Source organism: Pseudonocardia petroleophila (assembly GCF_014235185.1).
GTDB classification, from domain to species: domain Bacteria; phylum Actinomycetota; class Actinomycetes; order Mycobacteriales; family Pseudonocardiaceae; genus Pseudonocardia; species Pseudonocardia petroleophila.
The window spans coordinates 1,704,369-1,729,282 of record NZ_CP060131.1 but is presented as its reverse complement, the minus strand read 5'-3'; the positions used below and the strand labels follow the sequence as shown (position 1 = coordinate 1,729,282).

Here is a 24,914-nt window from a genome sequence, read left to right as displayed (position 1 = left end):
GAACCGTGTCCGACGCGCTGCCCCAGCCCCACCGACCGTCCGCGACGGCCCCGGCGGAGCGGTTCGCAGCCCGGACGGCGGGGATGACGGCGTCGGAGATCCGGGCCCTGTTCGCCGTCGCGAGCCGGCCCGAGGTCGTCTCCCTGGCCGGGGGGATGCCCAACATCGCGGCGCTCCCGCTCGACGCGCTCGCCGTCGAGGTGGCCGATCTCGTCGCCCGCGAGGGGCAGGTCGCCCTGCAGTACGGCTCCGCGCAGGGTCGGCCCGAGCTGCGCGAGCAGATCTGCGAGGTGATGGCGCTCGAGGGGATCCGCGCCGATCCCGACGACGTCGTGGTCACCGTCGGCTCCCAGATGGCGCTCGACCTCGTCACCCGCATCTACTGCGACCCGGGCGACGTCGTGATCGCCGAGGGGCCCTCCTACGTCGGCGCGCTCGGCAGCTTCGCGGCGTACCAGGCGCGGGTCGTCCACGTGCAGATGGACGAGCACGGGCTGGTGCCGTCGCTGCTGCGGTCGGCGCTGCAGTCGTTGGCGCAGCAGGGGACCACGCCCAAGTTCCTGTACACGATCCCCAACTTCCACAACCCCGCCGGCGTCACGCTCGCCGTTCCGCGGCGCGCGGAGATCCTGGCGATCTGCGCGGAGTACGGCGTCGCGGTCGTCGAGGACAACCCGTACGGGCTGCTCGGGTTCAGCGGCACCATCTACCCGGCGCTGCGGTCGATGGACCGCGACGTCGTCTACCTCGGGTCGTTCTCCAAGACGTTCGCGTCGGGGCTGCGCGTGGGCTGGGCGCTGGTGCCGCCCGCCGTGCGCGACCGGCTCGTGCTGGCCGCCGAGTCGGCCACGCTGTGTCCGCCGTCGTTCAACCAGATGCTGGTGTCGCGCTACCTCGCCGCGCACGACTGGCGCAGCCAGGTGAAGACCTACACCGAGGCGTACCGCGACCGCCGCGACGCGATGCTCCGCGCTCTGGAGACCCACCTCCCCGAGGGGTGCACGTGGAACGTCCCCGACGGGGGCTTCTACGTGTGGCTCACCGTGCCGGAGGGCGTCGACACGAAGGCGATGCTGCCGCGCGCCGTCACCGCCCGGGTGGCGTACGCGTCGGGCACCGGCTTCTACGCCGACGGGTTCGGCAGCCGGCAGCTGCGGCTGTCCTACTGCTACCCGACGCCCGAGCGCATCACCGAGGGCGTCCGGCGGCTGGCCGCGGTGCTGGAGGCCGAGCTCGACGTCATGCGGACGTTCGGCACACCGGCCCGCCTGCCCGCCACCCCGCCGGAGCCCCGCGACGGCCCGCAGGCCCCCTCGCCGCACACGCCGTAGCCCACCCGACACGCGTCGTCGGTGCGGGATCGGCGGCTGATGCGCCCTTCCGAGGGCGCACAGACGGGCGGAACCTGCTCTCCGTACCGACGCCGGCGGCGCGGAACCGGTGACGCACCACCCTCCCGGCCGCGGCCGCCGATGAGTGTCCCGCGGAACGCGGCGCTCGGCGCGGCACACCGGCCTCCGATCGCACCTCGGCCGCGCGGGTCCGCCGCACCGGACCACCGCCTCGACGCGCCGTGGCGCAGAATGCCCCGGTGACTTCGAGAACGGTGGCCGTGCTGGCCGGTGGGCTGTCCCACGAACGTGAGGTGTCGCTGCGCTCCGGGCGCCGGTTGGCGACGTCGCTGCGCAAGGCGGGGCTTTCGGTCGTCGAGTGGGACGTCGACGCGACCCTGCTCGGCCGCATCCGCTCGGACCGCCCCGACGCGGTCGCGATCGCGCTGCACGGCGGCGAGGGGGAGAACGGGTCGGTGCAGGCGGTGCTGGACCTCGTCGGCGTGCCGTTCGTCGGCACCCCGGCCGCGGCCTGCCGCCGGGCGTGGGACAAGCCGACGGCGAAGGCCGAGTTCCGGCGGGCCGGGCTGACGACGCCGGACTGGGTGGCGCTGCCGCACAGCACGTTCCGCGAGCTCGGGGCGCAGGCCGTCCTGGACGCGATGGTCGAGCGCCTCGGCCTGCCGCTCATGGTGAAGCCGGACCAGGGCGGCTCGGCGCTGGGCGCGCAGGTCGTCCAGCAGGCGGCGGAGCTGCCCGCCGCGATGGTCAGCTGCCTCGCCTACGCCGACACCGTGCTCGCGGAGCGGTTCGTCGCGGGCACGGAGGTGGCGGTCTCGGTGGTGCACGACGGGGCCGAGCCGCGCGCGCTGCCGCCGGTGGAGGTCGACACCGCGGGCGGGGTCTACGACTACACCGCCCGCTACACACCGGGGGCCGCGACGTTCCACTGTCCGGCCCGGCTGGACCCCTCCACGATCGCCGCGCTGGAGGAGGCCGCGCTCGCCGCGCACCGCCTGCTCGGCCTGCGCGACGTGTCCCGGCTCGACGCCGTCGTCGACGCGGAGGGGCGCGTGCAGATCCTCGAGGTGAACGTGTCGCCCGGCCTCACCGACACCTCGCTCCTGCCGACCGCCGCTGCGGCGGCCGACATCGAGCTCGGCGACCTCTACGCGGCGCTCGTCGAGCGCGCGGTGGAACGCGGCCACTGAGCTCCGTTCCACGTGAAACACAGGGTTGTGTTTCACGTGGAACAACCCTGTACCGCGACGACCGCAGCGCGCGCATCACGGGCCGCGCGACACGGGCGCACCCCATCGTTGCGAGCCGGGGCGGGGAATCGAGCCGGGGCGGGGGCAGTCGGCGCCGCGACCTCGCGGGACGGACCGGCATCGCCTCGCCGTCCGGATCGGTCGACCGGCATCGCTCGCTGCGAACAGCCCCGCCCCTGGGTCCGGGCCGGCGCGCTGCTCGCCGCCACCGCACTCGCGGCTCGGCGTCGTCCGCTGCACAGGTCGACCGGCTAGGACTCGACGGCAGTCGAGGTGGACCCAGCGCGGCCAGGCCGGTCCACCGGGTCAGGCCCGGTCAGGCCGAGGCGTGCCAGGCGGGGCCGGGCCGGGTCGAGCCGGGCCGGCCTGAGCCGAGCCGGGCTGAGCCGAACCGGGTCGGGGCCGGGGGCCGGGCCGAGCCGAACCGAGGCGCGGGGCCAAGCCGAGCCGGGCCGGGGCGGCCGGGCCGAGTCGAGCCGAACCGGGTAGAGCTGGGCGGACCGGGTAGAGCTGGGCGGACCGGGTCGAGCTGGGCGGACGGGGTCGAGCCGGGCGGGCCAGGCTACCCGTGCGGACCGGGGCGGACCGGGGCGAGCCGGGCGGGCACATAATCGCGCCCAGCAGCCTGCTCAGGATCAGATACGGCGCCTGCACGAGATCACGCTCCGCGAGCTGCACGAGATCGTGAGCCGCCAGCTGCCTGCACCTGCGCGGGCGGCCGCTGCAATGGCAGACGAGAGCGTGTTCGCGATCGTCCGCGAGACCTGAGCGACCACGGGCCGAGTCCGCGCCGCCACCGGCCCGGTGACCGAGCGCCGCGCACGCACGCCGGATCACCCCGGGGGCCGGCCGGGCCCGCGGCGATCCCGGTCGACCACGCAATCCGCCCGCCACGCGAACGGTGCCGGGGGCGCCTCGAACCTCGGGCAGCGGGCCGCGCCTGCATCTCGGCGCGAGGATCGGCCCGAGTCGTGCGCGGTGGAGCTGCCGGGGCCAGTCACGGCGATCGTCCGCAGAGCCACGCAGGACGACGACCACCGGAACGATGGAGGACGGACTCCGCCTCGACCGGTGCGTCGACGCCGACGGCTGGTGGTCGCCGACGTCTCGGCCCACGCCGTACCGCACCTGGCCGGCGCGGACCGCGACGAACTGCACCGGCAGAGGAGGCGTCGTGGCGCGGGCCGGGTCGCACGCCCGTCGGGCCCGCCACCGACGAACCCGGTTGTGCCCGCACCCGGGTCCGCGGCGGCGACCGCGACCGCTCCCGACGCGGGCGATCCACACACCGGTCAGGGCCGGGAGCAGGAGAGCAGACGGAGACGATCGCCGCGACCCGTCCCGGTCCGCACGACGGCGGTCACGCCGCCCTGCGTCCTGAACCGACACCTCGGGTCGGCTACGACGGCTGAATTCGGGCGGCAGCCGCAGGCCCTCCACGTCCCGCCACGAACGACGGCGGCCGATGGGGTCCCACCCACGCGACGGTCGGCTGCCCCGCCCGTCGTCCCGGGTCGCCGGCCCGCGCCCCGTATACCCCCGGCGGGACGGGCAGGGCCGGTCGACACCGACACCGGCCGGCCGGTCGGAACCGGACGCGCCGAGCACCTGCGCGCGCGTCGGACCGATCGCCGGGAGGAATGCACCGACCGGGCCACCCGCGCTGTTTCACGTGAAACAGCGACGCCGTCAGTCCTGGGGGACCGACCGGTTCATCAGGCCGGCGATGCGCTCGAGGTCGTCGACCGACCCGAACTCGACGACGATCCGCCCCTTGCGCTGACCCAGCTCGACCTTGACCCGGGTGTCGAACGCGTCGGACAGCTTCTCGGCGAGCTCCTGCAGACCGGGCGCCTGCATCGGGCGGCGGCGGACCGGCTTCGCGGTGGGGGTGTCGCGGCGGGCGAGGACGACCGCCTCCTCGGTGGCGCGCACCGACATGCCCTCGGCCACGATGCGCGTGGCGAGGTCCTCCTGCGCACCGGGGTCCTCGAGACCGAGGAGTGCGCGGGCGTGCCCCGCGGACAGCACGCCCGCCGCGACCCGGCGCTGCACCGACACCGGCAGCTTCAGCAGCCGGATCGTGTTGGTGACGACGGGGCGGCTGCGGCCGAGGCGGTCGGCCAGCTCGGTGTGCGTGACCCCGAACTCGGCGAGCAGCTGCTCGTAGGCGGCCGCCTCCTCCAGCGGGTTGAGCTGGACGCGGTGGATGTTCTCCAGCAGGGCGTCGCGGAGCATGACGTCGTCGCCGGTGCTGCGGACGATCGCCGGGATGCGCTCCAGCCCGGCGCGCTGGGTCGCGCGCCACCGGCGCTCGCCCATGACGAGCTGGTACGAGCCGGGGGAGACCTCGCGCACGACGACGGGCTGCAGGAGCCCGAACTCGCGGATCGAGTGCTCCAGCTCCGCGAGCGCCTCCTCGTCGAACTGCGAGCGGGGCTGCTGCGGGTTCGGGTGGATCGCCGCGACGGCGATCTCGCGGTACTCCGCCCCCTCGACGGCGGACGGAGCGGCCTCGGGCGCGGTGCGCGGGGCCGGGGCGCCGTGGTCGAACGAGGTCATCACCGGCGCGTCGTCGAGGACGGGCGCGGCGAGCACGGGAGCCGGCGGCGGCCCGGTCGGGATCAGCGCGGCCAGCCCCCGGCCGAGCCCGCCCTTGCGCTCCGGGGTCTTCCGTTCGGCCACCGCCCTACCGCCCGTCGGTCCGGATGCGTCCGGAGGCACCGCGTTCGGCGATCTCCCGGGCGGCATCGACGTAGCTCATCGCCCCGCGCGAGCCGGGGTCGTACGCGAGCACCGTCTGGCTGTACCCCGGCGCCTCGGAGACCTTGACGCTGCGCGGAATGACGGTGCGCAGGACGGTCGGACCGAAGTGGGTGCGGACCTCGGTGGTGACCTGGTCGGCCAGCTTCGTGCGCCCGTCGTACATCGTCAGCAGGATGGTCGACACATGCAGGTCGGTGTTGAGGTGCGCGCGGACGAGGTCGATGTTGCTCAGCAGCTGACCCAATCCCTCCAGCGCGTAGTACTCGCACTGGATCGGGATGAGCACCTCGTCGGCGGCCACGAGCGCGTTGACCGTGAGCAGGCCGAGCGAGGGCGGGCAGTCGATGAGGACGTAGTCGACGTCGAGCTCGTCGAGGGCGTCGGCGGTCAGCGCCTGCTTGAGCCGCTGCTCCCGCGCCACCATGCTGACGAGCTCGATCTCCGCGCCCGCGAGGTCGATCGTGGCGGGGACGCAGAGCAGGTTGGGCGACGCGGTGCTCGCGACGGCCGCCTCGGCGAGCCGGATCTCCCCGAGGAGCACCTCGTACACCGACGGCGTGCCGAGGCGGTGCTCGACGCCGAGCGCGGTGGAGGCGTTGCCCTGCGGGTCGAGGTCGATGACGAGGACGCGGACGCCGTGCATCGCGAGCGCCGCGGCCAGGTTCACCGTGCTCGTCGTCTTGCCGACGCCGCCCTTCTGGTTGGCGACCGTCAGCACCCGGCGGTGCACCGGGCGCGGCATGCCGTGCCGGTCGGGGTGCAGGACGCGGGCCGCCCGTTCCGCCTCCTCGGCGATCGGCGTCCACTCCGGTGTTCCACGTGAAACATGCTGCTCGGTCAACCGCACGAACCCTCCTCGCCGACGCGCCCCGGCACGACGGTCATCTCCTGTCCCGGCGGGCCGGGCGGGACGTACCCCGCAGCCGCTCCACCACGACGACCGTGGTGGGCGGGTCGACGGCACCGGTGCCGCACAGCACGATCTCCGGGTCGCCACCCCCGAGCTTGCGGACGGCGACGGCGTCACGCGCGATCTCCTCGGGCGCCGAGGCGCCCTTGACCGCGAGCAGCCGTCCACCGGTGCGCAGCAGCGGCAGCGCCCACCCGGCGAGGCGGGCGAGCGGCGCGACGGCACGGGCGGTGACCACGTCCGCTCCCTCCCATCGCCGCCGCACGGCGGTCTCCTCGACCCGGCCCCGGTCGACCCGGACGTCGAGCCCGAGATCGGCGACCACCTCGTCGAGCCAGTCCACCCGGCGGGCAAGCGGTTCGACGAGCGCGATCTGCAGATCGGGGCGGGCCAGGGCCAACGGTATCCCGGGCAGGCCCGCGCCCGAACCCACATCCACCAGACGGGCGCCGTCCGGCAGGAGTTCGGCGACGACCGCGCAGTTGAGGACGTGCCGGTCCCAGATCCGCGGTGCCTCGCGCGGGCCGATCAGCCCGCGTTCGACGCCGGAGGTGACGAGGTGCTCCGCGTAGCGCCGGGCCAGCGGGAGGCGGTCACCGAACACGCGCTCGGCGACCGCCCGGTCGACCACCAGATCGACGTCAGCCATTGCGGAAGACGACGACCTGCCGACGCGGCTCCTCGCCCTCGCTCTCGCTGGACACGCCCTTCACCCGCGCGACGGCGTCGTGGACGACCTTGCGCTCGAACGGGGTCATCGGCCGCAGCCGGGCCGACTCGCCCGACTCGAGCACCTCGTTCGCGGTGCGGGTGCCCAGCTCGGTGAGCTCGTCACGGCGGCCCTGGCGCCACCCGGCGATGTCGAGCATCAGCCGGCTGCGGTTGCCCGACTCCTGCTGCACCGCCAGCCGCGTGAGCTCCTGGAGCGCCTCGAGGACCGCCCCGCGGTCGCCGACGAGCTTGTTCAGGTCGTCGCCACCGTCGATGCTGACGATCGCCCGACCGGCCTCGACGTCGAGGTCGATGTCGCCGTCGAAGTCGAGGACGTCGAGCAGCCGCTCCAGGTAGTCACCGGCGATGTCGCCCTCGCGGACGAGCTGGTCCTCCGCCGTGGTGGCCGCCTTCGGCGGGGTGGCGGCGGTGTCCTCGGCCGTACCGTCCTGCGCAGTCTGGGGCACGATGCGTCTCCTCTCCGAGATGGGCCGGTGCCGCCCGGATGGTCCCGGACGTCACCGCAGCGACCGCCGACGCGGGCGGACGCAGGTGGTTCGTGGGTCAGCGGCGCTTGCCCTTGCGGCGCGCCGGCGGACGCGAGCCCCCGCCGGCGCGGCGCGCGGCGGCGCCTGCCGAGGTGGCCCCGCCCGCGGGGCTGCCGTTCGGGGCGCTGCTGTCGGTGGTGCTGTCGGCGGCCGGGGTCCCGTTCGCCGCGGCCCCGTTCGTCGCGGATCCGTTCGCCGCCGATCCGTTCGTCGACGTGCCGTTGCCGGAGGACCCGTTCGCGGAGGAGCCGTTGCTCGACCCCGCCGGGGACTTCTTGCGCAGGACCGGCTTGGCGCCGGGGGTCTTCTCCGGGGCCTCGACCGCGGCGGTCTCCGGACGCACCGGCTTCTGGCCGGGCTTGGGGGCGCGGGCGGTGCGGTCGACGACGGCCTTCTCGCGCTTCGCCGTCTCCTCGACGTCGATCCGCTTGTAGACGACGTACTGCTGGCCCAGCGTCCACAGGTTGTTGGCGACCCAGTAGAGCAGGACCGCGAGCGGCAGGAAGGGCGCACCGACGACGACGCCGATGGGGAAGACGTAGAGCATCAGCTTGTTCATGATCGCGGTCTGCGGGTTGTCGCCCTGCGCCGCGGTCTGGCGGGCCACCGAGTGCCGCGCCGTGATGTGGGTGAAGATGCCCGCCATGATCATCAGCGGGATCATGACGATGAGCATCGACGTCATCGACGTGCCCTCGGCCAGCATCGCCTCGGGGCCGTTCACCACGATCGCCCCGAGCTTCGCGCCGAGGAAGTCGGCCCGGATGAAGGAGAAGACCTCCTCCTGGCCGAAGAAGTAGTTCTCGGTGCGGGGAGTGCCGTTGCTGTTGAGCGGGGTGAAGTTGCGCAGCACCTGGAACAGGCCGATGAACACCGGGACCTGCACGAGCACCGGGAGGCAGCCGGCGACCGGGTTGACGCCGTGCTCCTTCTGGAGCTTCTGCATCTCCTCGGCCTGCTTCTGCCGGTCGTTGCCGTACTTCTTGCGGAGCTTCGCGATCTCCGGCTGGAACTCCTGCATCTTGCGCATGGAGCGGACCTGGCTGACGAACGGCTTGTAGAGGATCGCGCGCAGGGTGAAGACGAGGAACACGACCGACAGCGCCCAGGCGATCCCGTTGTCGGCGCCGAGGACGGCGCCGAAGACCTTGTGCCAGACCCACAGGATGAACGAGACCGGGTAGTAGATGAAGTTCAGCACGGCGCTTGCTCCTCGTGGTGGTTCGGTCGGGCCGGAACCAGGTCGATACCGCCAGGGTGCCACGGCGCGCACTTGAGCAGGCGCCGGAGCGTGAGCCAGGAACCGCGCAGGGCCCCGTGCACCTGCAGCGCCTCGACGGCGTAGCTGCTGCAGGTGGGGTGGAACCGGCACACGGGGGGGAACGCGGGGGAGACGTAGGTCTGGTAGCCGCGGAGCAGGGCGATCAGGGGACGGGCCGCGCGCGAGGCCGTCATCGCCGTGGTCCGGAGGCCGGGAGCTTGCGGAGCGCGCCGCGCAGGCCCGCGTCGAGGTCGACGGCGAGCTCGGCCGACGTCGCCGTGCCCGCCGGGGGGAGGGCCCGCACCACGACGCAGGCCCCGGCGGGCAGCGAGGCCAGCCGGGGTGCGAGGAGGTGGCGCAGACGCCGGGACACGCGGTGGCGCACGACGGCACCTCCCACGGCACGGCTCACGACGAGACCGGCGCGCGGCGCGGCGTCGGTGTCTCCCATGATCTGCAGATGAACGACCATCCGGGGCCTGCCGCTGCGTCGACCCCGACGGATGACCGAGGCGAACTCGTCGCCCCTGGTCAGTCGGGAAGCGGCCGGCAGCACCGGCGGGGCCGGATCAGGCCGAGATCTTGTCGCGGCCCTTGCCGCGACGGGCGGCCAGGATCGCGCGGCCGGCCCGGGTACGCATGCGCAGCCGGAAACCGTGCGTACGCGAACGGCGGCGGTTGTTCGGCTGGAAGGTGCGCTTGCCCTTGCTCACGGTCGGCTCTCCTGCTCGACGGCGCGGGGACCGACGCCGCGGACTCCGGCGACGCGTCCGCCGTCCGCTGTTGTCTCGGAACGGTGTGACTGCTTGACGTACTGGTACATGCGGTGCCCAACCTGCGGCACTCCTGGGACCAGGGTACGCAGCCCGCTCGATGAGGGTCAAACCACCCCGGCCCGTCCCGCCGGCGGGCGGCTTGTGACTGGCGGGCGGTGTTGTTACCTTGCCCCCTCACAGTGTCGATCCGGGGGGATCGGTCGCACCACAGCAGGACAGCACGGGCCCGCGGGGCCTCCTTCCCGCCGGCCCGCGTACGGTCCTGCACACAGGTGTGGACAAGTCTGGGGATGGTTCCCCGGCCGGCCCGCGGCGGCCACTGGATCGAAGCGGAAGGGGGTCGGCGTGGCTGATCAGCCGGGCGACCTCGGACAGGTGTGGAACCGCGTCATCGCCGATCTCTCGGGTGCGGCGGGCGGCCCCAACTCCCTGCAGGCGCTGTCGTCGCAGCAGCGCGCCTTCCTCCGCCTGACCCGCCCGCTGGGCCTCATCGACGGCACCGCGCTGCTGGCCGCGCCGAGCGAGTTCGCGAAGAACGCCATCGAGCGCGTGCTGCGCCAGCCGATCAGCGACGCGCTGGGCCGCCACCTCGGGGTCACCGTCAACCTCGCCGTCGTCGTCGACGCCTCCGCGGCGTCCGGCGGCACCGAGGTGCCCGACCCGCCCGGTCAGCAGAACCACGACCACCGGCACCGCCCGGACGACCGCGGCGGCGACCCGATGCACCGCGGCGACCCGATCGGCCGCGGCGACGCCGAGGGCACCGGACCGCTGCCCGTCCGCGCCCCGGGCTACGACGGCGCCGACGCCCACACCAACGGCGACGCCCCCGACCGGCGACCGGGCCCGCCGCTGGCGGTCGACCCCCCGCCCCGCGGCGACGAGCCGGGTCAGCCCGACGGCCGCACCACCGACGGGCGGATGCCGGACGGGCGCATCGGCGAGGGCCGGGCCGAGGTCTGGCCCACCTACTCGGCGCCGCACGCGAGCGAGCCGGCCGCCGCGCCGCGCTCCCAGTCGCGCCTCAACGAGAAGTACATCTTCGACACCTTCGTCATCGGGGCGTCCAACCGCTTCAGCCACGCCGCGGCCGTCGCCGTCGCCGAGCAGCCCGCGCGGGCCTACAACCCGCTGTTCATCTGGGGCGACTCCGGGCTCGGCAAGACGCACCTGCTGCACGCCGTCGGGCACTACGCACAGCGGCTGTTCCCGGGGATGCGCGTGCGGTACGTCAGCACCGAGGAGTTCACGAACGACTTCATCAACTCCCTGCGCGACGACCGCAAGGTGGCGTTCCAGCGCCGCTACCGCGACGTCGACGTGCTGCTCGTCGACGACATCCAGTTCCTCGAGGGCAAGGAGGGGACGCAGGAGGAGTTCTTCCACACCTTCAACACCCTCCACAACGCGAACAAGCAGATCGTCGTGTCCTCCGACCGGCCGCCCAAGCGCCTGGAGACCCTCGAGGACCGGATGCGCACGCGGTTCGAGTGGGGCCTCATCACCGACATCCAGCCGCCCGAGCTGGAGACGCGCATCGCGATCCTCCGGAAGAAGGCCGCGCAGGACCGCCTCGCCGTCCCCGACGACGTCCTGTCCTTCATCGCCGAGCGCATCGAGCGCAACATCCGCGAGCTCGAGGGCGCGCTGATCCGGGTCACGGCGTTCGCGTCGCTCAACCGCCAGCCCGTCGACACCCAGCTCGCCGAGATCGTGCTGCGCGACCTCATCCCCGACTCCGGCGCCTCGGAGATCACCGCGTCCACGATCATGGGCGTCACGGCCGAGTTCTTCGGCGTCACGATGGACGAGCTGTGCGGGCCGGGCAAGACGAAGGCGCTCGCGCAGAGCCGCCAGATCGCCATGTACCTGTGCCGCGAGCTCACCGACCTGTCGCTGCCCCGCATCGGGCAGACCTTCGGCGGCCGCGACCACACCACGGTCATGCACGCCGACAAGAAGATCCGCAACGAGATCGCCCAGCGCCGGAAGACCTTCGAACAGGTCCAGGAACTGACGGCCCGGATCAAGCAGCGCGCACGGCACTGAAAGTCCTCCCGCCCGGTCGTGATCGTCGCGAGATGTGCGTCCGCGCGGTCGCGGCCGCTTTCCGGCACGTTTCGCCGCGATCACGACCGGCCCCCGCACCCGGCGTCGGCGACACGCGTCCCGTCACGGGCCGGCGACTCGCCGACGGAGGCGGACCGTTCGCCGTCGAGGGGATCGCGTTCGGCGCCGGACGGCGTGTCGGTCACGAACGGAAAGTGACCGATGTGGTGACGCAGCGTTGAACCGGGTGTGCCGCGCGGGAACTCTGTGAGTTCCGCGCCGCCGAACGGCCACGCCGAGCGCGACCAACCCGTCGCCGTGCGTCCCCGTGCGGGCGCACTTTCACCCACATCTGGGGACAACTCTGTGGATCGGCGTGCGCAGACCGGTGGACGGATGGCCGTGAATCGGTGGACAACCGGTGTCCAGCCGGGGGACAACCCGGTGGGTCCGGTGTCCATCCACCGGTCGACCGAACCGTCCCCCGGCCGTCCCCCGCCGGGGTGCACAGGACGCCACACCCTGCGACCTGCGGCGATGCGCTCCATCCACACAACCCACAGGTGTGAGTACTACTGCTGGATCTCTCTTCTCCATGAACTACAAGAAGAACCGGTGTGTGGACGGAGCGCCGGTCGGGGAGCGGTCGAGCGCCGATCGGGCGGGATGACACCCGCCGCCGGGAGGCTCTACGGTGGTGGTCCTCCCGGCTCCCCAACCGACCGGTGAGTCCTTCCCTGCCGCGAGAGGTCCCCGCCATGAAGTTCCGGGTCGAACGCGACGTCCTGGCCGACGCCGCCGCGTGGGTGGCGCGCAGCCTCCCGGCGCGGCCGCCGGTCCCCGTGCTCGGCGGGGTGCTGGTCGAGGCGAGCAGCGGCGCGGACGGCGACCGGCTCACGGTCTCGGGCTTCGACTACGAGACCTCGGCGCGGGTCGAGCTGGACGCCACGATCGGCGACCCGGGGCGGGTGCTCGTGTCGGGGCGCCTGCTGGCCGACATCACGCGGGCGCTGCCCTCCAAGCCGGTCGACCTCGTCGTCGACGGGTCGCGGGCCACGATCAACTGCGGCAACAGCCGGTTCAGCCTCCCGACGATGCCGGTCGAGGACTACCCGCAGCTGCCCGCGATGCCGCAGCACGCCGGCACGGTCGCGGGCACCGACCTCGCCGAGGCCGTCGCGCAGGTGGCGGTCGCCGCGGGCCGGGACGACACGCTGCCGATGCTCACCGGCATCCGCCTGGAGATCGAGGGCAGCCGGCTCACCCTCGCCGCCACCGACCGCTTCCGGCTCGCCGTGCGCGAGCTCGACTGGGAGCCCGGCGAGGACCTGGCCTCCGGTTCCGTCGCGGTCCTGATCCCGGCCAAGACGCTGTCCGACGTCGCGAAGTCGCTCGCCGGCGCGGGCCGCGTCGAGATCTCGCTGTCCGCGGGCGACGGCATGCTCGGCATCACCGGCGCCGGCCGCCGGGCCACCACCCGCCTGCTCGACGCCGAGTTCCCGCGCTTCCGCCAGCTGATCCCGGCCGAGCACACCAGCGCCGCGATCGTCGAGGTGGCGGGGCTGGTCGAGGCGATCAAGCGCGTCGCGCTGGTCACCGACCGCGTCGCGCAGGTCCGCATGGAGTTCGGCGAGGACGGGCTGCGCCTGGCCGCGGGCGGCGACGACGTCGGCAGCGCGGAGGAGGAGCTCCCCTGCGAGCTCGACGGCTCCCCGCTGACGATCGCGTTCAACCCGACCTACCTGCTCGACTCGCTGGGCGCGCTGCACACCGACCGCGCCCAGCTGACGTTCACGACGCCGAACCGGCCCGCGCTCGTCCGCCCCGTTCCCGCGCCGCCCACGGGCACCGGCGATGATGGCGCGGGCGCCACCGCCGACGCCGTCCCCGGATACCTGCACCTGCTGATGCCCGTCCGCCTGCCCGGCTGAGCCCGGTCCCGCACGGCGTCAACCCGAGAAACCAGGAGAGCGACACCGTGCAACTCGGACTCATCGGTCTGGGCAAGATGGGCGGCAACATGCGCGACCGCCTGCGCTCTGCCGGCCACGAGGTCGTGGGCTACGACCCGCGCCCCGAGGTCACCGACGTCGACTCGTTGGCCTCGCTCGCCGCGGCGCTGACCGCCCCGCGCGTCGTCTGGGTCATGGTGCCCTCCGGCGACGCCACGCGCGGCACGGTGCAGGCGCTGGCCGACGTGCTGGAGCCCGGCGACCTCGTCATCGACGGCGGCAACTCCCGCTACACCGACGACGGCCCCAACGCCGCCCTGCTCGACGCGAAGGGGATCGGCTACCTCGACTGCGGCGTCTCCGGCGGCATCTGGGGCAAGGACAACGGCTACGGGCTGATGGCCGGTGGCTCCGCCGAGCACGTCGAGATGGCCATGCCGATCTTCGACGCCCTGCGCCCCGAGGGGCCGCGCGAGGAGGGCTTCGCGCACGCCGGGCCCGTCGGCGCCGGGCACTTCTCGAAGATGGTCCACAACGGCATCGAGTACGGCCTCATGCAGGCCTACGCGGAGGGCTTCGAGCTGCTGTCCGCGGTCGACCTCGTCACCGACGTGCCCGCGGTGCTCCAGGCGTGGTCGCGCGGCACCGTCGTCCGCTCCTGGCTGCTCGACCTGCTCGTGCTGGCGCTGAAGGACGACGCCTCGCTGAGCAGGCTCGACGACTACGTCGACGACTCCGGCGAGGGCCGCTGGACCATCGAGGAGGCCATCACGCACGCGGTGCCGCTCCCGGTCATCTCCGCTGCGCTGTTCGCCCGCTTCGCCTCGCGGCAGGACTCCTCGCCCGCGATGCGGGCCGTCGCGGCGCTGCGCCAGCAGTTCGGCGGGCACGCGGTGCGGGCCGCCGCCGGGCCGTCCGGCACCCCCGGTGAGCACGCCGGCCCCAGCTCGGGCACCGGTTCCACCCAGAGCTAGTGCACCTGCGCCGCCTGGCCGTCACCGACTTCCGCTCCTGGGAGTCGGCCGAGCTCGACCTCGAACCGGGCGTCACGGTGCTGGTCGGGCCGAACGGCGTCGGGAAGACCAACCTCGTCGAGGCGGTCGGCTACCTGGCGACCCTCGGCTCGCACCGGGTCGCCTCGGACGCGCCGCTGATCCGGCGCGGGGCCGAGCGGGCGATCGTGCGCGGGTCGGTGGTGCACCTCGGGCGCGAGCTGCACGTCGAGCTGGAGATCACCGCAGGCCGCGCCAACCGGGCCCGCGTGAACCGGGCGCCGGTGGCGCGGCCGCGCGACGTCCTCGGGATCCTGCGCACCGTGCTGTTCGCCCCCGAGGACCTCGCGCTGGTGCGCGGCGACCCGGGGGAGCGCCGCCGGTTCCTCGACGAGCTGCTGACGATCCGCTACCCGCGCTACGCCTCGGTCCGCTCCGACTACGACCGCGTGCTCAAGCAGCGCTCGGCCCTGCTCAAGACCGCCCGGGGCGGCCGGGCCGACCTCTCCACCCTCGACGTGTGGGACGGCCACCTCGCCCGCACCGGCGCCGCGCTGCTGGCCGGGCGCCTCGACCTCGTGGCCGGGATCGCGCCGTACACCGTCGAGGCGTTCGCGGAGGTCGCGCCGACGTCGGACCCGATCGCGCTGCGCTACCGCTCCAGCGTGCCCGGCGAGCTGCCGGCCTCCCCGGCCGAGCTGGAGCCCCTCCTGCTCGACGAGCTGGCCCGGGTGCGCCGCCAGGAGGTCGAGCGCGGGGTGTGCCTGGTCGGGCCGCACCGCGACGACCTCGACCTCCTGCTCGGCCCCGGCCCCGCGAAGGGCTACGCCAGCCACGGGGAGTCCTGGGCGCTCGCGCTGGCCCTGCGCCTGGGGTCCTACCGCCTGCTGTGCGCCGACGACGTCGAACCGGTCCTGATCCTCGACGACGTGTTCGCCGAGCTCGACGCGCGGCGCCGCCGGGCGCTCGCCGACGTCGCCCGGCGCGCCGAACAGGTGCTCGTGACCGCCGCGGTGGCCGAGGACGTCCCGGAGGGCCTCGACGGCGCGCGCCTCGCGGTGGGCGGCGGCGTCGTGTCGTCCGGGACGCGAACCGGCTCGTCAGGAGCGTGACCGTGAACCCGACCGGCTGTGGACAAGGTTGTGGATACTGTGGATAACTCGGCCCGTACTGGTGATGACCGGCCGGAACGACCGTCGATCGTGTCCGGTGAACCGTCCGGCGCGACCCGATCGGGGGGGTTTGTCCCCACCCCTGGGGATGACGCGCCACCGACCGCCGGTCGTGGATCGGACATCGCGCGGGAGGCGCTGCGGGCCGCGCGGGAGGCCTCCGCGGAGAGGTCGGCCCAGCGCGCGACGGAGCGTCGCGGTACGCGGTCGAGCGGGCGCAGCGGGCGACGGCGACGCTGGTCCGGCCCCGGCCCCGACGACCGCGACCCCCAGCTGCTCGGCCGCATCGCCTCGCGCGTCTCGCTCGACCGCGGATGGTCGCCTCGGCTCACCGACGCCACCGTCCTGGGCCGCTGGCCGCAGCTCGTCGGCGCCGACATCGCCGACCACTGCACCCCGGTGTCGCTGCGCGACGGCGAGCTCGTGCTCCAGGCGGAGTCGACGGCGTGGGCCACGCAGCTGCGGACGCTGCAGCGCCAGCTGCTCGTGCGCCTGGCAGGCGCGGTCGGCAAGGACGTCGTGCGGCGGATCCGGGTGGTCGGCCCGAGCGCACCGACCTGGCGGCACGGCCCCCGCACCGTCCGGGGCCGCGGACCCCGGGACACGTACGGCTGAGCAGGCGCAACGCTTCTGCGCCCGCTCAGGGCGACATGACGTCGCCGCAGCCGCCGCTCACCCCCCGCCCGTGCCGCCCGACCCGAACCGGTGACAGTTCGGCGCTCAGCGGCCCATCTGAGCGGGTCCTAGCCGCCGTTCTGTCGGACCGCCCCGGTAGGATGGAGGGAGTGTTTCCGGGTGCCTCCGCGGACCCGGTTGAACGCCCGGCCGATCTCCCCGCGGTCCGGGCTGGCGCAGCGAGGAGACAGACGGCCCGTGCCGGAGCAGAAGAACGGTTACAGCGCATCGTCGATCACGGTCCTGGAGGGCCTCGAGGCCGTCCGGAAACGACCCGGCATGTACATCGGGTCCACCGGTGAGCGCGGCCTGCACCACCTGATCTGGGAGGTCGTCGACAACGCGGTCGACGAGGCGATGGCCGGGCACGCCACGCGCGTGGAGGTCACGCTGCAGGACGACGGCGGCGTCCGCGTCGTCGACGACGGCCGCGGCATCCCGGTCGGCATGCACCCGGTGGAGAAGAAGCCCGCCATCGAGATGGTGCTGACGATGCTGCACGCGGGCGGCAAGTTCGACAGCGACTCCTACGCCGTCTCCGGCGGCCTGCACGGCGTCGGCGTGTCCGTCGTCAACGCGCTGTCGGTCGCGCTCGACGCCGAGATCCACACCGACGGCTTCGTCTGGCGCCAGCACTACGCGCGCTCGATCCCCGGCCCGCTGCGCAAGGGCGAGGAGACGACGCGCACCGGCTCGTCGATCACCTACTGGGCCGACCCGGACATCTTCGAGACCACCACCTACAACCTGGAGACGATCCGTCGCCGGCTGCAGGAGATGGCGTTCCTCAACAAGGGGCTCACGATGGTGCTGCGCGACGAGCGCAACGGCACCGCGAACGAGGGGGCCGAGGAGCCCGACGCCGAGGGCTACGTGGCGAAGACGGTCGAGAACGTCTACTGCTACCCCAACGGGCTCGAGGACTTCGTCGCGCACCTGAACAAGTCGAAGGACCCGATCCACAAGAAGCTCGTGTCGTTCTCCGGCGAGGCCGAGGGCCACGCGCTCGAGGTGGCGATGCAGTGGAACTCCGGCTACACCGAGTCGGTCTACACGTTCGCCAACACGATCAACACGCACGAGGGCGGCACCCACGAGGAGGGCTTCCGCTCGGCGCTGACGAGCACGGTCAACCGCTACGCGCGCACGCAGAAGCTGCTCAAGGAGAAGGACCCGGCGCTGTCCGGCGACGACATCCGCGAGGGGCTGGCGGCGATCGTCTCGGTCAAGGTCAAGGAGCCCCAGTTCGAGGGGCAGACGAAGACCAAGCTCGGCAACACCGAGGTGAAGTCGTTCGTGCAGCGGGTGAGCAACGAGTGGCTCTCGGACTGGTTCGAGCGCAACCCGGCCGAGGCGAAGATCATCGTCAACAAGTCAGTGCAGTCGGCGCAGGCCCGCGCCGCGGCCCGCAAGGCCCGTGAGCTGGTGCGCCGCAAGAGCGCCACCGACATCGGCGGGCTGCCCGGCAAGCTGGCCGACTGCCGCTCCACCGACCCGGTCAAGTCCGAGGTCTACATCGTGGAGGGCGACTCCGCGGGCGGGTCGGCCAAGTCCGGCCGCGACTCGATGTTCCAGGCGATCCTGCCGATCCGCGGGAAGATCATCAACGTCGAGAAGGCCCGGATCGACCGCGTCCTGAAGAACACCGAGGTCCAGGCGATCATCACGGCACTGGGCACCGGCATCCACGACGAGTTCGACGTCAGCAAGCTGCGCTACCACAAGGTCGTGCTGATGGCCGACGCCGACGTCGACGGCCAGCACATCCGCACGCTGCTGCTCACGCTGCTGTTCCGGTTCATGCGCCCGCTCGTCGAGCACGGGCACGTCTTCCTGGCCCAGCCCCCGCTCTACAAGATCAAGTGGGGTGGCCGGGGGTCCGAGCCGGAGTTCGCCTACTCCGACCGCGAGCTGCAGGGCCTGCTGGAGGCCGGCCGCGAGGCGGGCAAGAAGGTCCCCAAGGACGAGGGCATCCAGCGCTACAAGGGCCTCGGGGAGATGAACGCCAAGGAGCTGTGGGAGACCACGATGGACCCGGCCCACCGGGTCCTGCTGCGGGTCACCCTCGACGACGCCGCCACCGCCGACGAGCTGTTCTCGGTGCTGATGGGCGAGGACGTCGAGTCGCGCCGGTCGTTCATCACCCGCAACGCCAAGGACGTGCGCTTCTTGGACGTCTAGTCCGAGAACCGCGGAAGGAACCCCAGTGACAGACACCTTGGACCCCACGCTGCCCCCGGCCTCGGGTGGAGGCGACCGCACCGAGCCGGTCGACATCCAGCAGGAGATGCAGCGCTCCTACATCGACTACGCGATGAGCGTCATCGTCGGGCGCGCCCTGCCGCTCGTCGAGGACGGCCTCAAGCCGGTGCACCGCCGCGTCCTGTACTCGATGGGCGAGAACAACTTCCGCCCCGACCGCAGCTACGTGAAGTGCGCGCGCGTCGTCGGCGAGGTGATGGGCAACTACCACCCCCACGGCGACTCCTCGATCTACGACGCGCTGGTCCGCCTCGCGCAGCCGTGGGCGCTGCGCTACCCGCTCATCGACGGCCAGGGCAACTTCGGCTCCCGCGGCAACGACCCGGCCGCCGCGATGCGCTACACCGAGTGCCGCCTCTCGCCGCTGGCGATGGCGATGCTGCAGGACATCGAAGAAGACACCGTCGACTTCTCCGACAACTACGACGGCAAGAGCCAGGAGCCCGACGTCCTGCCGTCGCGGGTGCCCAACCTGCTGATCAACGGCAGCTCGGGCATCGCGGTCGGCATGGCCACCAACATCCCGCCGCACAACCTGCGCGAGGTCGGCGCGGGCGTGGTGTGGGCGCTGGACAACTGGGAGGCCTCCGACGAGGACACCCTCGCCGCGCTGATGGAGCGGATCAAGGGCCCCGACTTCCCGACGGCCGGGCTCATCGTCGGCCGCGACGGCATCGAGCAGGCCTACCGCACCGGCCGCGGGTCGGTCCGGATGCGCGCGGTCGTCGAGGTCGAGGAGGACGCCAAGGGGCGCACCATCCTCGTCGCCACCGAGCTGCCCTACCAGGTCAACCCGGACAACCTCATCGAGTCGATCGCCACGCAGCACCGCGACGGCAAGCTCGCCGGCATCGCCGAGATCAACGACGAGAGCTCCGACCGCATCGGCATGCGGATCGTCATCACGCTCAAGCGCGACGCCGTCGCGAAGGTCGTGCTGAACAACCTCTACAAGCACACCCAGCTGCAGTACGGGTTCGGCGTCAACATGCTCTCGATCGTCGACGGCGTGCCGCGCACCCTGCGCCTGGACCAGATGGTGCGGCACTACATCCGCCACCAGATCGAGGTCATCGTCCGGCGCACCCGCTACCGGCTGCGCAAGGCCGAGGAGCGGGCCCACATCCTGCGCGGCTACGTCAAGGCGCTCGACGCCCTCGACGAGGTCATCGCCCTGATCCGGGCCTCGGCCACGGTCGACGTCGCCCGCACCGGCCTGATGGAGCTCCTGGACGTCGACGACATCCAGGCCCAGGCCATCCTCGACATGCAGCTGCGGCGCCTCGCCGCACTCGAGCGCCAGAAGATCATCGACGAGCTGGCCGAGATCGAGCGCACCATCGCCGACCTGCAGGACATCCTCGACCGCCCCGAGCGGCAGCGGCAGATCGTCCGCGACGAGCTCACCGAGATCGTCGAGAAGCACGGCGACGACCGGCGCACCCAGATCGTGGCCGACGACGGCGACGTCACCAACGAGGACCTCATCGCCGTCGAGGACATCGTCGTCACGATCACGCAGACCGGCTACGCGAAGCGCACCAAGACCGACCTGTACCGGGCGCAGAAGCGCGGCGGCAAGGGCGTGCAGGGCGCGGCGCTGAAGCAGGACGACATCGTCGCCCACTTCTTCGTCTGCTCCACGCACGACTGGATGCTGTTCTTCACCAACAAGGGCCGGGTCTACCGGCTCAAGGGCTACGAGCTGCCCGAGGCCAACCGCAGCGCGCGCGGCCAGCACGTGGCCAACCTGCTCGCGTTCCAGCCCGACGAGCACATCGCCCAGGTCATGCAGATCAAGAACTACGAGGTGGCGCCGTACCTGGTGCTGGCCACCCGCACCGGCCTGGTGAAGAAGTCGAAGCTCACCGACTTCGACTCGCCCCGCGTCGGCGGCCTGATCGGCATCAACCTGCGCGAGGACGACGAGCTCGTCGGCGCGGTCCTCTGCTCGGCCGACGACGACCTGCTGCTGGTCTCCGCGGAGGGCCAGTCCATCCGGTTCACCGCCAGCGACGAGGTGCTGCGCCCGATGGGCCGTGCCACGTCCGGCGTGCTGGGGATGCGGTTCAACGTGGGCGACCGCCTGCTCTCCCTCGGGGTGGTCCAGGACGACCGTTTCGTCCTGGTCGCCACGACCGGTGGCTACGCCAAGCGGACGCCGATCGAGGACTACCCGGTACAGGGTCGCGGCGGCAAGGGCGTGCTGACCCTTCAGTACGACCGGCGTCGTGGCACGCTGGTGGGTGCGCTCATCGTCGGGATCGACGACGAGCTGTACGCGATCACCTCCACCGGAGGGGTGATCCGGACGTCGGCCCGGGAAGTGCGCAAGGCGGGCCGGCAGACCAAGGGAGTCCGTCTGATGAACCTCGGCGAGACCGCCACACTGCTGGCTGTCGCGCGCAACGCCGAGGACGACGCGGACGCCCCCGAGGTCACCGGCGGGGCCTGACCCCGCACCGCCCCCCAGTACCGAGGAGATCTCCACCTCGTGAGCGACAAGACGAGCACCCCGGACGAGCAGCCGGACCGCGACGCCGCGGACGACCGCGACCCGGACACCGGGTCCACGGTGGTCACCGACGCATCCGCTGCGCCCGCCGAGGCCGTCGACGGGCCGCCGCCCGCCGACGGCACGGCCGACGCGGATCCGGGTGCTCGACCGGACGGGGCGGGCGCCGTACCGCTGACGAAGGGCGCCGTCCCGGTCGTCGAGGACGAGACCGTGATCGACGTGCCCGTCGCCCCGGCGGACGCGCCCACCACGCAGATGCGGGTGCCGGACGGTGCCGGCGCCGGAGGCCACGCCAACGGCAACGGTTCCGCGGCCGGCACCGGCTCGGGTGCCGAGAACGGCTCGGCCGGCAGCAACGGTTCCGCCGGCGGCGGTCCGTCCGCCGCCGCGGTCGACGGCCCGACCCAGCAGGTGCTCCGCCCGGCGGGCGGCCCGGTCCCCGCTCCGGGCCCGGTGCCCGGGCCCGGACCCGACGCCGCCACCCCGCCCCCGTGGCACCGCATCCCCGGCCAGGGCGGCCCCGACCCGCGCGAGGCCTCCCGCGAGCAGGCCCCCGCCGGAGGCCTGCTCGACGAGGGCCCCACGGCCTTCCTGCGCGCGCCGGAGCCCGAGCCGGCCCGCGCGGAGGACGGCACCCGGTCGCCGGTCCGCGCGGCCCGCAGCCGGGCCCCGCGGCAGGCGGCCCTGCAGCTGCGCCGCCTCGACCCGTGGTCGGTGCTCAAGCTGGCCCTGGTGCTCGCCGTCGTCCTGTTCTTCGTGTGGCTGGTGGCGGTGGGCGTCCTGTACGGCGTCCTCGACGGCATCGGCGTCTGGGACCGCCTCAACGGCACCTACGCCGACCTCGTCTCCGGCCAGGCCCAGACCGGTGCCCCGCTGATCAGCGCGGGTCGCGTGTTCGGGTTCGCGGCGGTGGTCGGCGCGATCAACAGCCTGCTGTTCGCGGTCGCCGTCACGATCGCGGCGTTCGTCTACAACGTGTCCGCCGACCTGGTCGGCGGCGTCGAGGTCACGCTCTCCGAGCGCGACTGACCCCACCGGTGAGGGCGGTGGAAGCGCTGGGGTAACCTCGTCTCCGCCGCAGGGGCCTATAGCTCAGTTGGTTAGAGCGCGTCGCTGATAACGACGAGGTCGGTGGTTCAAATCCACCTAGGCCCACTCCGCACTACTCCTCCGGCACCCAGGACGTGAGACTCGATGAAGAAGTTCCTCACCGTCGTCGCCGCACTCGCCGCCGGCGCCCTCGTCTTCTCGAAGATCCGCGGTTCGCGCCCGGAGGCCGACCTGTGGCACGAGGCCACCACCCGCTGAGCGGGTATCGTGTCGCCTCAGCACCACCGGGGACGTAGCTCAATTGGCAGAGCACTGCCTTTGCAAGGCAGGGGTTAGGGGTTCGATTCCCCTCGTCTCCACCAGCTTGACCAGCGATAACAGCACCATCTAGGTCGTACCTGTTGATCAATGGCAGCCATTGTGGCAGCCAGTATCCTGGGTCGTGTGGCGAACAAGGCCGGTGAGCGCCGTTCTCGCGGCATGATCCGTCGCCGCGGCAGCTCGTTCCAGGTCGTGGTCTACGCCGGTATCGACCCGCTCACCGGTAAGAAGGTCCACCTCCGCGAGTCAGTGGCGACCGAGGCCGAGGCCCGCAAGGCCGTCACTCGCCTCTGCGCCCGTGTGGACCAGCAGCGGCACGCTAAGACCAACGCATCCTTCAAGGTCGCGATGGAGGCGTGGCTGCGGACCCACGAGATCGAGGAGACCACGCGAGCCAGCTACGAGCTGTACGCCCGTGTGCACATCTACCCGGCCTTCGGTGACGAGCCGATCGGCAAGGTGTCCACGCGGCTGCTGGAGGAGTTCTACGCCGAGCTCCGGCGTTGCAGCGTGCGGTGCGCCGGGACCCCGTTCCTCGAGCACCGGACGACCGAGCCGCACGAGTGCCGCGTCGTGAAGCACCGCCGCCGGCCCGGCCGGCCTCCAGCAGGTGGCTACCCACCGCACGACTGCACGGAGACGGGCTGCCAGGTTGTGGAGTGTCGCCCGCACGAGTGCCGCCCGCTGGCCGCGGCGACGATCCGCCGCATCCACTTCGCGATCCGCGGCGTCATGTCCGCGGCCCAGCGGTGGGAGTGGATCACGAGCAACCCGGCGGTCCTGGCCCGGAAGCCCCGGCAACCGACCCCGCAGCCCAACCCGCCCACCGCCGCGCAGGCAGCCCAGATCATTGATGCGGCGTGGGCCGAGGATGAGGGCTGGGGGACGCTGGTCTGGCTCGTGATGGTGACCGGCATGCGGCGGGCCGAGCTGCTCGCGCTTCGCTGGTCCGACGTCGACCTGACCGCCGGTGTGGTGACCGTCCGCCGGAACTACGTGCGCGTGAACCGGCAGTCCATCGAGAAGGACACGAAGACGCACCAAATGCGCCGCCTCGCGCTCGACCCGGCCACGGTGGAGGTGTTGACCGAGCACCACGACCGCTACGCCGCGCTCTGCCGCCAAGCGGCTACTGAGCCCCGACTGGACGCGTTCCTGTTCTCCTACCGACCGGAGTTCGACCGTCCCTGCGACCCGAGCGGCGTGACCCACCGCTACAGCCGGATGTGCGCCGAGCTCGGCATTGACAGCCACCTGCACGCACTCCGGCACTACTCAGCTACGGAACTGCTTTCGGCAGGCGTTGACCTCCGCACCGTTGCGGGACGACTGGGACATGGCGGTGGCGGAGCAACAACCCTGCGCGTATATGCGGCGTGGGTTGGCGAGTCAGACCGCCGCGCAGCTGAGTTGCTCGCCGGACGTATGACTCGCCCCTCGAAGGTCGCAATTCCGCCGACGGAGTGAACAGCTCCAGCCCTGTCCCGCGGACACAGCCGAATCGACACGTCGAGGCGTGCGCGCGGCGCGCAAAAGAGCAGCATGTCGCGCCGTAGACCGGGCCTGGTGCCCCGGCAATCTGATCGCTGAGCGAGGCAACTCGCGGCCATCCGGGACGCCCAGACTCGAATCGTGGGCGTCCCGGTCGGCGGCCCGGGTATGGACGTGCAGGCCGTGGCCTACCCGAGGGTCCGCACCGCCAGGTACAAGCCGACGAACACGATCGCGCCGAGGACGATCCGAGTCCAAGGCGCCCAGCTCTCCAGGAAGAGTGCCCGATACAGGGCCCCAACAAGCTGGGCAATCCACCCGTCGCGGGGAGAGGGGTTCTGCGGGGATGAGTCAGACGGTACGGTCGTCACGTCGTGTGAGTCCTTTCCTCGGAGCCTGCCGGTTGCTTGGAAACCGCGACGAACGGGAGTCTCCTGCCAGAGATTCCTGACCGGGGTCCTCCAGCCATGTGTCGGGGGACCCCGTTCGCGTTTCTGGAGCAACCGTAGAGCCTCACGGCAGCGGGTGTCATCCCGGTCGAAACGGCGCGAGTCCACCCACCAACTGGTCTGCGTCCGAAACTGTGGACGCGACTCTGTCCGCACGTCGCGCTCGATAATGGTGGTTGACCTGCTGTTCTGCCGGTCAGAGAGGGTGACAGACTGTGGCCCCTGGGAGGAATCGAGAACTTGTCCACCGCATGCGGACCGGTTGTCCACCGATTCGCCGCCACTCATCCACCGGTGCCCGGACGGTAATCCACACGGTTGTCCACAGACGTGGGTGAGGTTTTTTCGCCGGAGTCTTCGCTTGGCCGTAGTCGGTTGAGCGCGGCCCGCCGGATCAGCCTGGGTTTGG

Annotated in this window: 20 protein-coding genes and 2 tRNA genes; 14 read left to right on the top strand and 8 right to left on the bottom strand. The window is 72.4% G+C overall.

From position 1 onward, the window contains the following. Positions 1-5 precede the first annotated feature (5 nt). The gene (locus tag H6H00_RS08710) at positions 6-1,331 is read left to right on the top strand and encodes an aminotransferase-like domain-containing protein (RefSeq protein WP_255425647.1); all 1,326 of its coding nucleotides are present in this window, start codon (positions 6-8) and stop codon (positions 1,329-1,331) included. A 260-nt stretch (positions 1,332-1,591) separates the two neighbouring features. Then, complete coding sequence (locus H6H00_RS08705) at positions 1,592-2,542, top strand: D-alanine--D-alanine ligase family protein (RefSeq protein WP_185720798.1); 951 nt, start codon at positions 1,592-1,594, stop codon at positions 2,540-2,542. Between the two features lie 1,749 nt (positions 2,543-4,291). Here the strand turns inward: H6H00_RS08705 and H6H00_RS08700 are convergent. The 8 genes from H6H00_RS08700 to rpmH all read right to left on the bottom strand — a co-directional run bounded on the left by H6H00_RS08700 (position 4,292) and on the right by rpmH (position 9,511). After that, positions 4,292-5,287: a ParB/RepB/Spo0J family partition protein gene (locus H6H00_RS08700; RefSeq protein ID WP_255425646.1), complete on the bottom strand. Its 996-nt coding sequence runs from the start codon at positions 5,285-5,287 to the stop codon at positions 4,292-4,294. A gap of 4 nt (positions 5,288-5,291) precedes the next feature. Next, positions 5,292-6,215, bottom strand: coding sequence for a ParA family protein (locus tag H6H00_RS08695; RefSeq protein WP_304633064.1), 924 nt, complete (start codon positions 6,213-6,215; stop codon positions 5,292-5,294). A 34-nt stretch (positions 6,216-6,249) separates the two neighbouring features. Next, the gene (rsmG, locus tag H6H00_RS08690) at positions 6,250-6,927 is read right to left on the bottom strand and encodes a 16S rRNA (guanine(527)-N(7))-methyltransferase RsmG (RefSeq protein WP_185720796.1); all 678 of its coding nucleotides are present in this window, start codon (positions 6,925-6,927) and stop codon (positions 6,250-6,252) included. Next, a complete protein-coding gene (locus H6H00_RS08685; RefSeq protein ID WP_185720795.1) occupies positions 6,920-7,456 on the bottom strand; it encodes a Jag family protein in 537 nt (178 codons plus the stop codon). Before H6H00_RS08685 ends, rsmG begins: the two co-directional genes overlap by 8 nt. Positions 7,457-7,553: 97 nt before the next feature. Then, positions 7,554-8,738 (bottom strand): membrane protein insertase YidC, encoded by a 1,185-nt coding sequence (gene yidC / locus H6H00_RS08680; RefSeq protein ID WP_185720794.1) that lies wholly within the window; start codon positions 8,736-8,738, stop codon positions 7,554-7,556. Then, on the bottom strand, positions 8,732-8,992 hold the full coding sequence (gene yidD / locus H6H00_RS08675; protein WP_185720793.1) for a membrane protein insertion efficiency factor YidD: 261 nt from the start codon (positions 8,990-8,992) through the stop codon (positions 8,732-8,734). Before yidD ends, yidC begins: the two co-directional genes overlap by 7 nt. Continuing rightward, positions 8,989-9,354 (bottom strand): ribonuclease P protein component, encoded by a 366-nt coding sequence (rnpA, locus tag H6H00_RS08670; protein ID WP_185720792.1) that lies wholly within the window; start codon positions 9,352-9,354, stop codon positions 8,989-8,991. Before rnpA ends, yidD begins: the two co-directional genes overlap by 4 nt. Positions 9,355-9,367: 13 nt before the next feature. Next, positions 9,368-9,511, bottom strand: coding sequence for a 50S ribosomal protein L34 (rpmH, locus tag H6H00_RS08665; protein ID WP_141282425.1), 144 nt, complete (start codon positions 9,509-9,511; stop codon positions 9,368-9,370). 408 nt (positions 9,512-9,919) lie between these two features. Between rpmH and dnaA the strand changes: the two genes are divergently transcribed. From dnaA to H6H00_RS08610, 12 genes are all read left to right on the top strand, one after another. Continuing rightward, positions 9,920-11,623: a chromosomal replication initiator protein DnaA gene (gene dnaA / locus H6H00_RS08660; RefSeq protein ID WP_185720791.1), complete on the top strand. Its 1,704-nt coding sequence runs from the start codon at positions 9,920-9,922 to the stop codon at positions 11,621-11,623. Between the two features lie 758 nt (positions 11,624-12,381). After that, positions 12,382-13,554, top strand: coding sequence for a DNA polymerase III subunit beta (gene dnaN, locus H6H00_RS08655; RefSeq protein WP_185720790.1), 1,173 nt, complete (start codon positions 12,382-12,384; stop codon positions 13,552-13,554). After that, positions 13,551-14,549, top strand: coding sequence for a phosphogluconate dehydrogenase (NAD(+)-dependent, decarboxylating) (gene gnd / locus H6H00_RS08650; RefSeq protein WP_255425824.1), 999 nt, complete (start codon positions 13,551-13,553; stop codon positions 14,547-14,549). Before dnaN ends, gnd begins: the two co-directional genes overlap by 4 nt. Then, a complete protein-coding gene (recF, locus tag H6H00_RS08645; protein WP_185720788.1) occupies positions 14,549-15,679 on the top strand; it encodes a DNA replication/repair protein RecF in 1,131 nt (376 codons plus the stop codon). Before gnd ends, recF begins: the two co-directional genes overlap by 1 nt. A 90-nt stretch (positions 15,680-15,769) precedes the next feature. Further along, entirely contained in the window at positions 15,770-16,354 is a 585-nt protein-coding gene (locus H6H00_RS08640; RefSeq protein WP_379540065.1) for a DciA family protein, read from the top strand. Positions 16,355-16,612: 258 nt separating this feature from the next. After that, positions 16,613-18,595: a DNA topoisomerase (ATP-hydrolyzing) subunit B gene (gyrB, locus tag H6H00_RS08635; RefSeq protein WP_185720787.1), complete on the top strand. Its 1,983-nt coding sequence runs from the start codon at positions 16,613-16,615 to the stop codon at positions 18,593-18,595. A 37-nt stretch (positions 18,596-18,632) separates the two neighbouring features. Beyond that, positions 18,633-21,131, top strand: coding sequence for a DNA gyrase subunit A (gene gyrA / locus H6H00_RS08630; protein WP_255425822.1), 2,499 nt, complete (start codon positions 18,633-18,635; stop codon positions 21,129-21,131). A 39-nt stretch (positions 21,132-21,170) separates the two neighbouring features. Further along, positions 21,171-22,223 carry a DUF3566 domain-containing protein gene (locus tag H6H00_RS32970; protein WP_379540064.1) on the top strand — a complete coding sequence of 351 codons (1,053 nt, stop codon included), beginning with the start codon at positions 21,171-21,173 and terminating at the stop codon, positions 22,221-22,223. 52 nt (positions 22,224-22,275) lie between these two features. After that, a tRNA-Ile gene (locus H6H00_RS08620) sits at positions 22,276-22,349 on the top strand. 39 nt (positions 22,350-22,388) lie between these two features. Further along, entirely contained in the window at positions 22,389-22,502 is a 114-nt protein-coding gene (locus H6H00_RS31800; protein WP_221775833.1) for a DLW-39 family protein, read from the top strand. Between the two features lie 28 nt (positions 22,503-22,530). Then, a tRNA-Ala gene (locus H6H00_RS08615) sits at positions 22,531-22,606 on the top strand. Between the two features lie 82 nt (positions 22,607-22,688). After that, the gene (locus tag H6H00_RS08610; RefSeq protein ID WP_255425645.1) at positions 22,689-24,032 is read left to right on the top strand and encodes a site-specific integrase; all 1,344 of its coding nucleotides are present in this window, start codon (positions 22,689-22,691) and stop codon (positions 24,030-24,032) included. Positions 24,033-24,914: the final 882 nt, after the last annotated feature.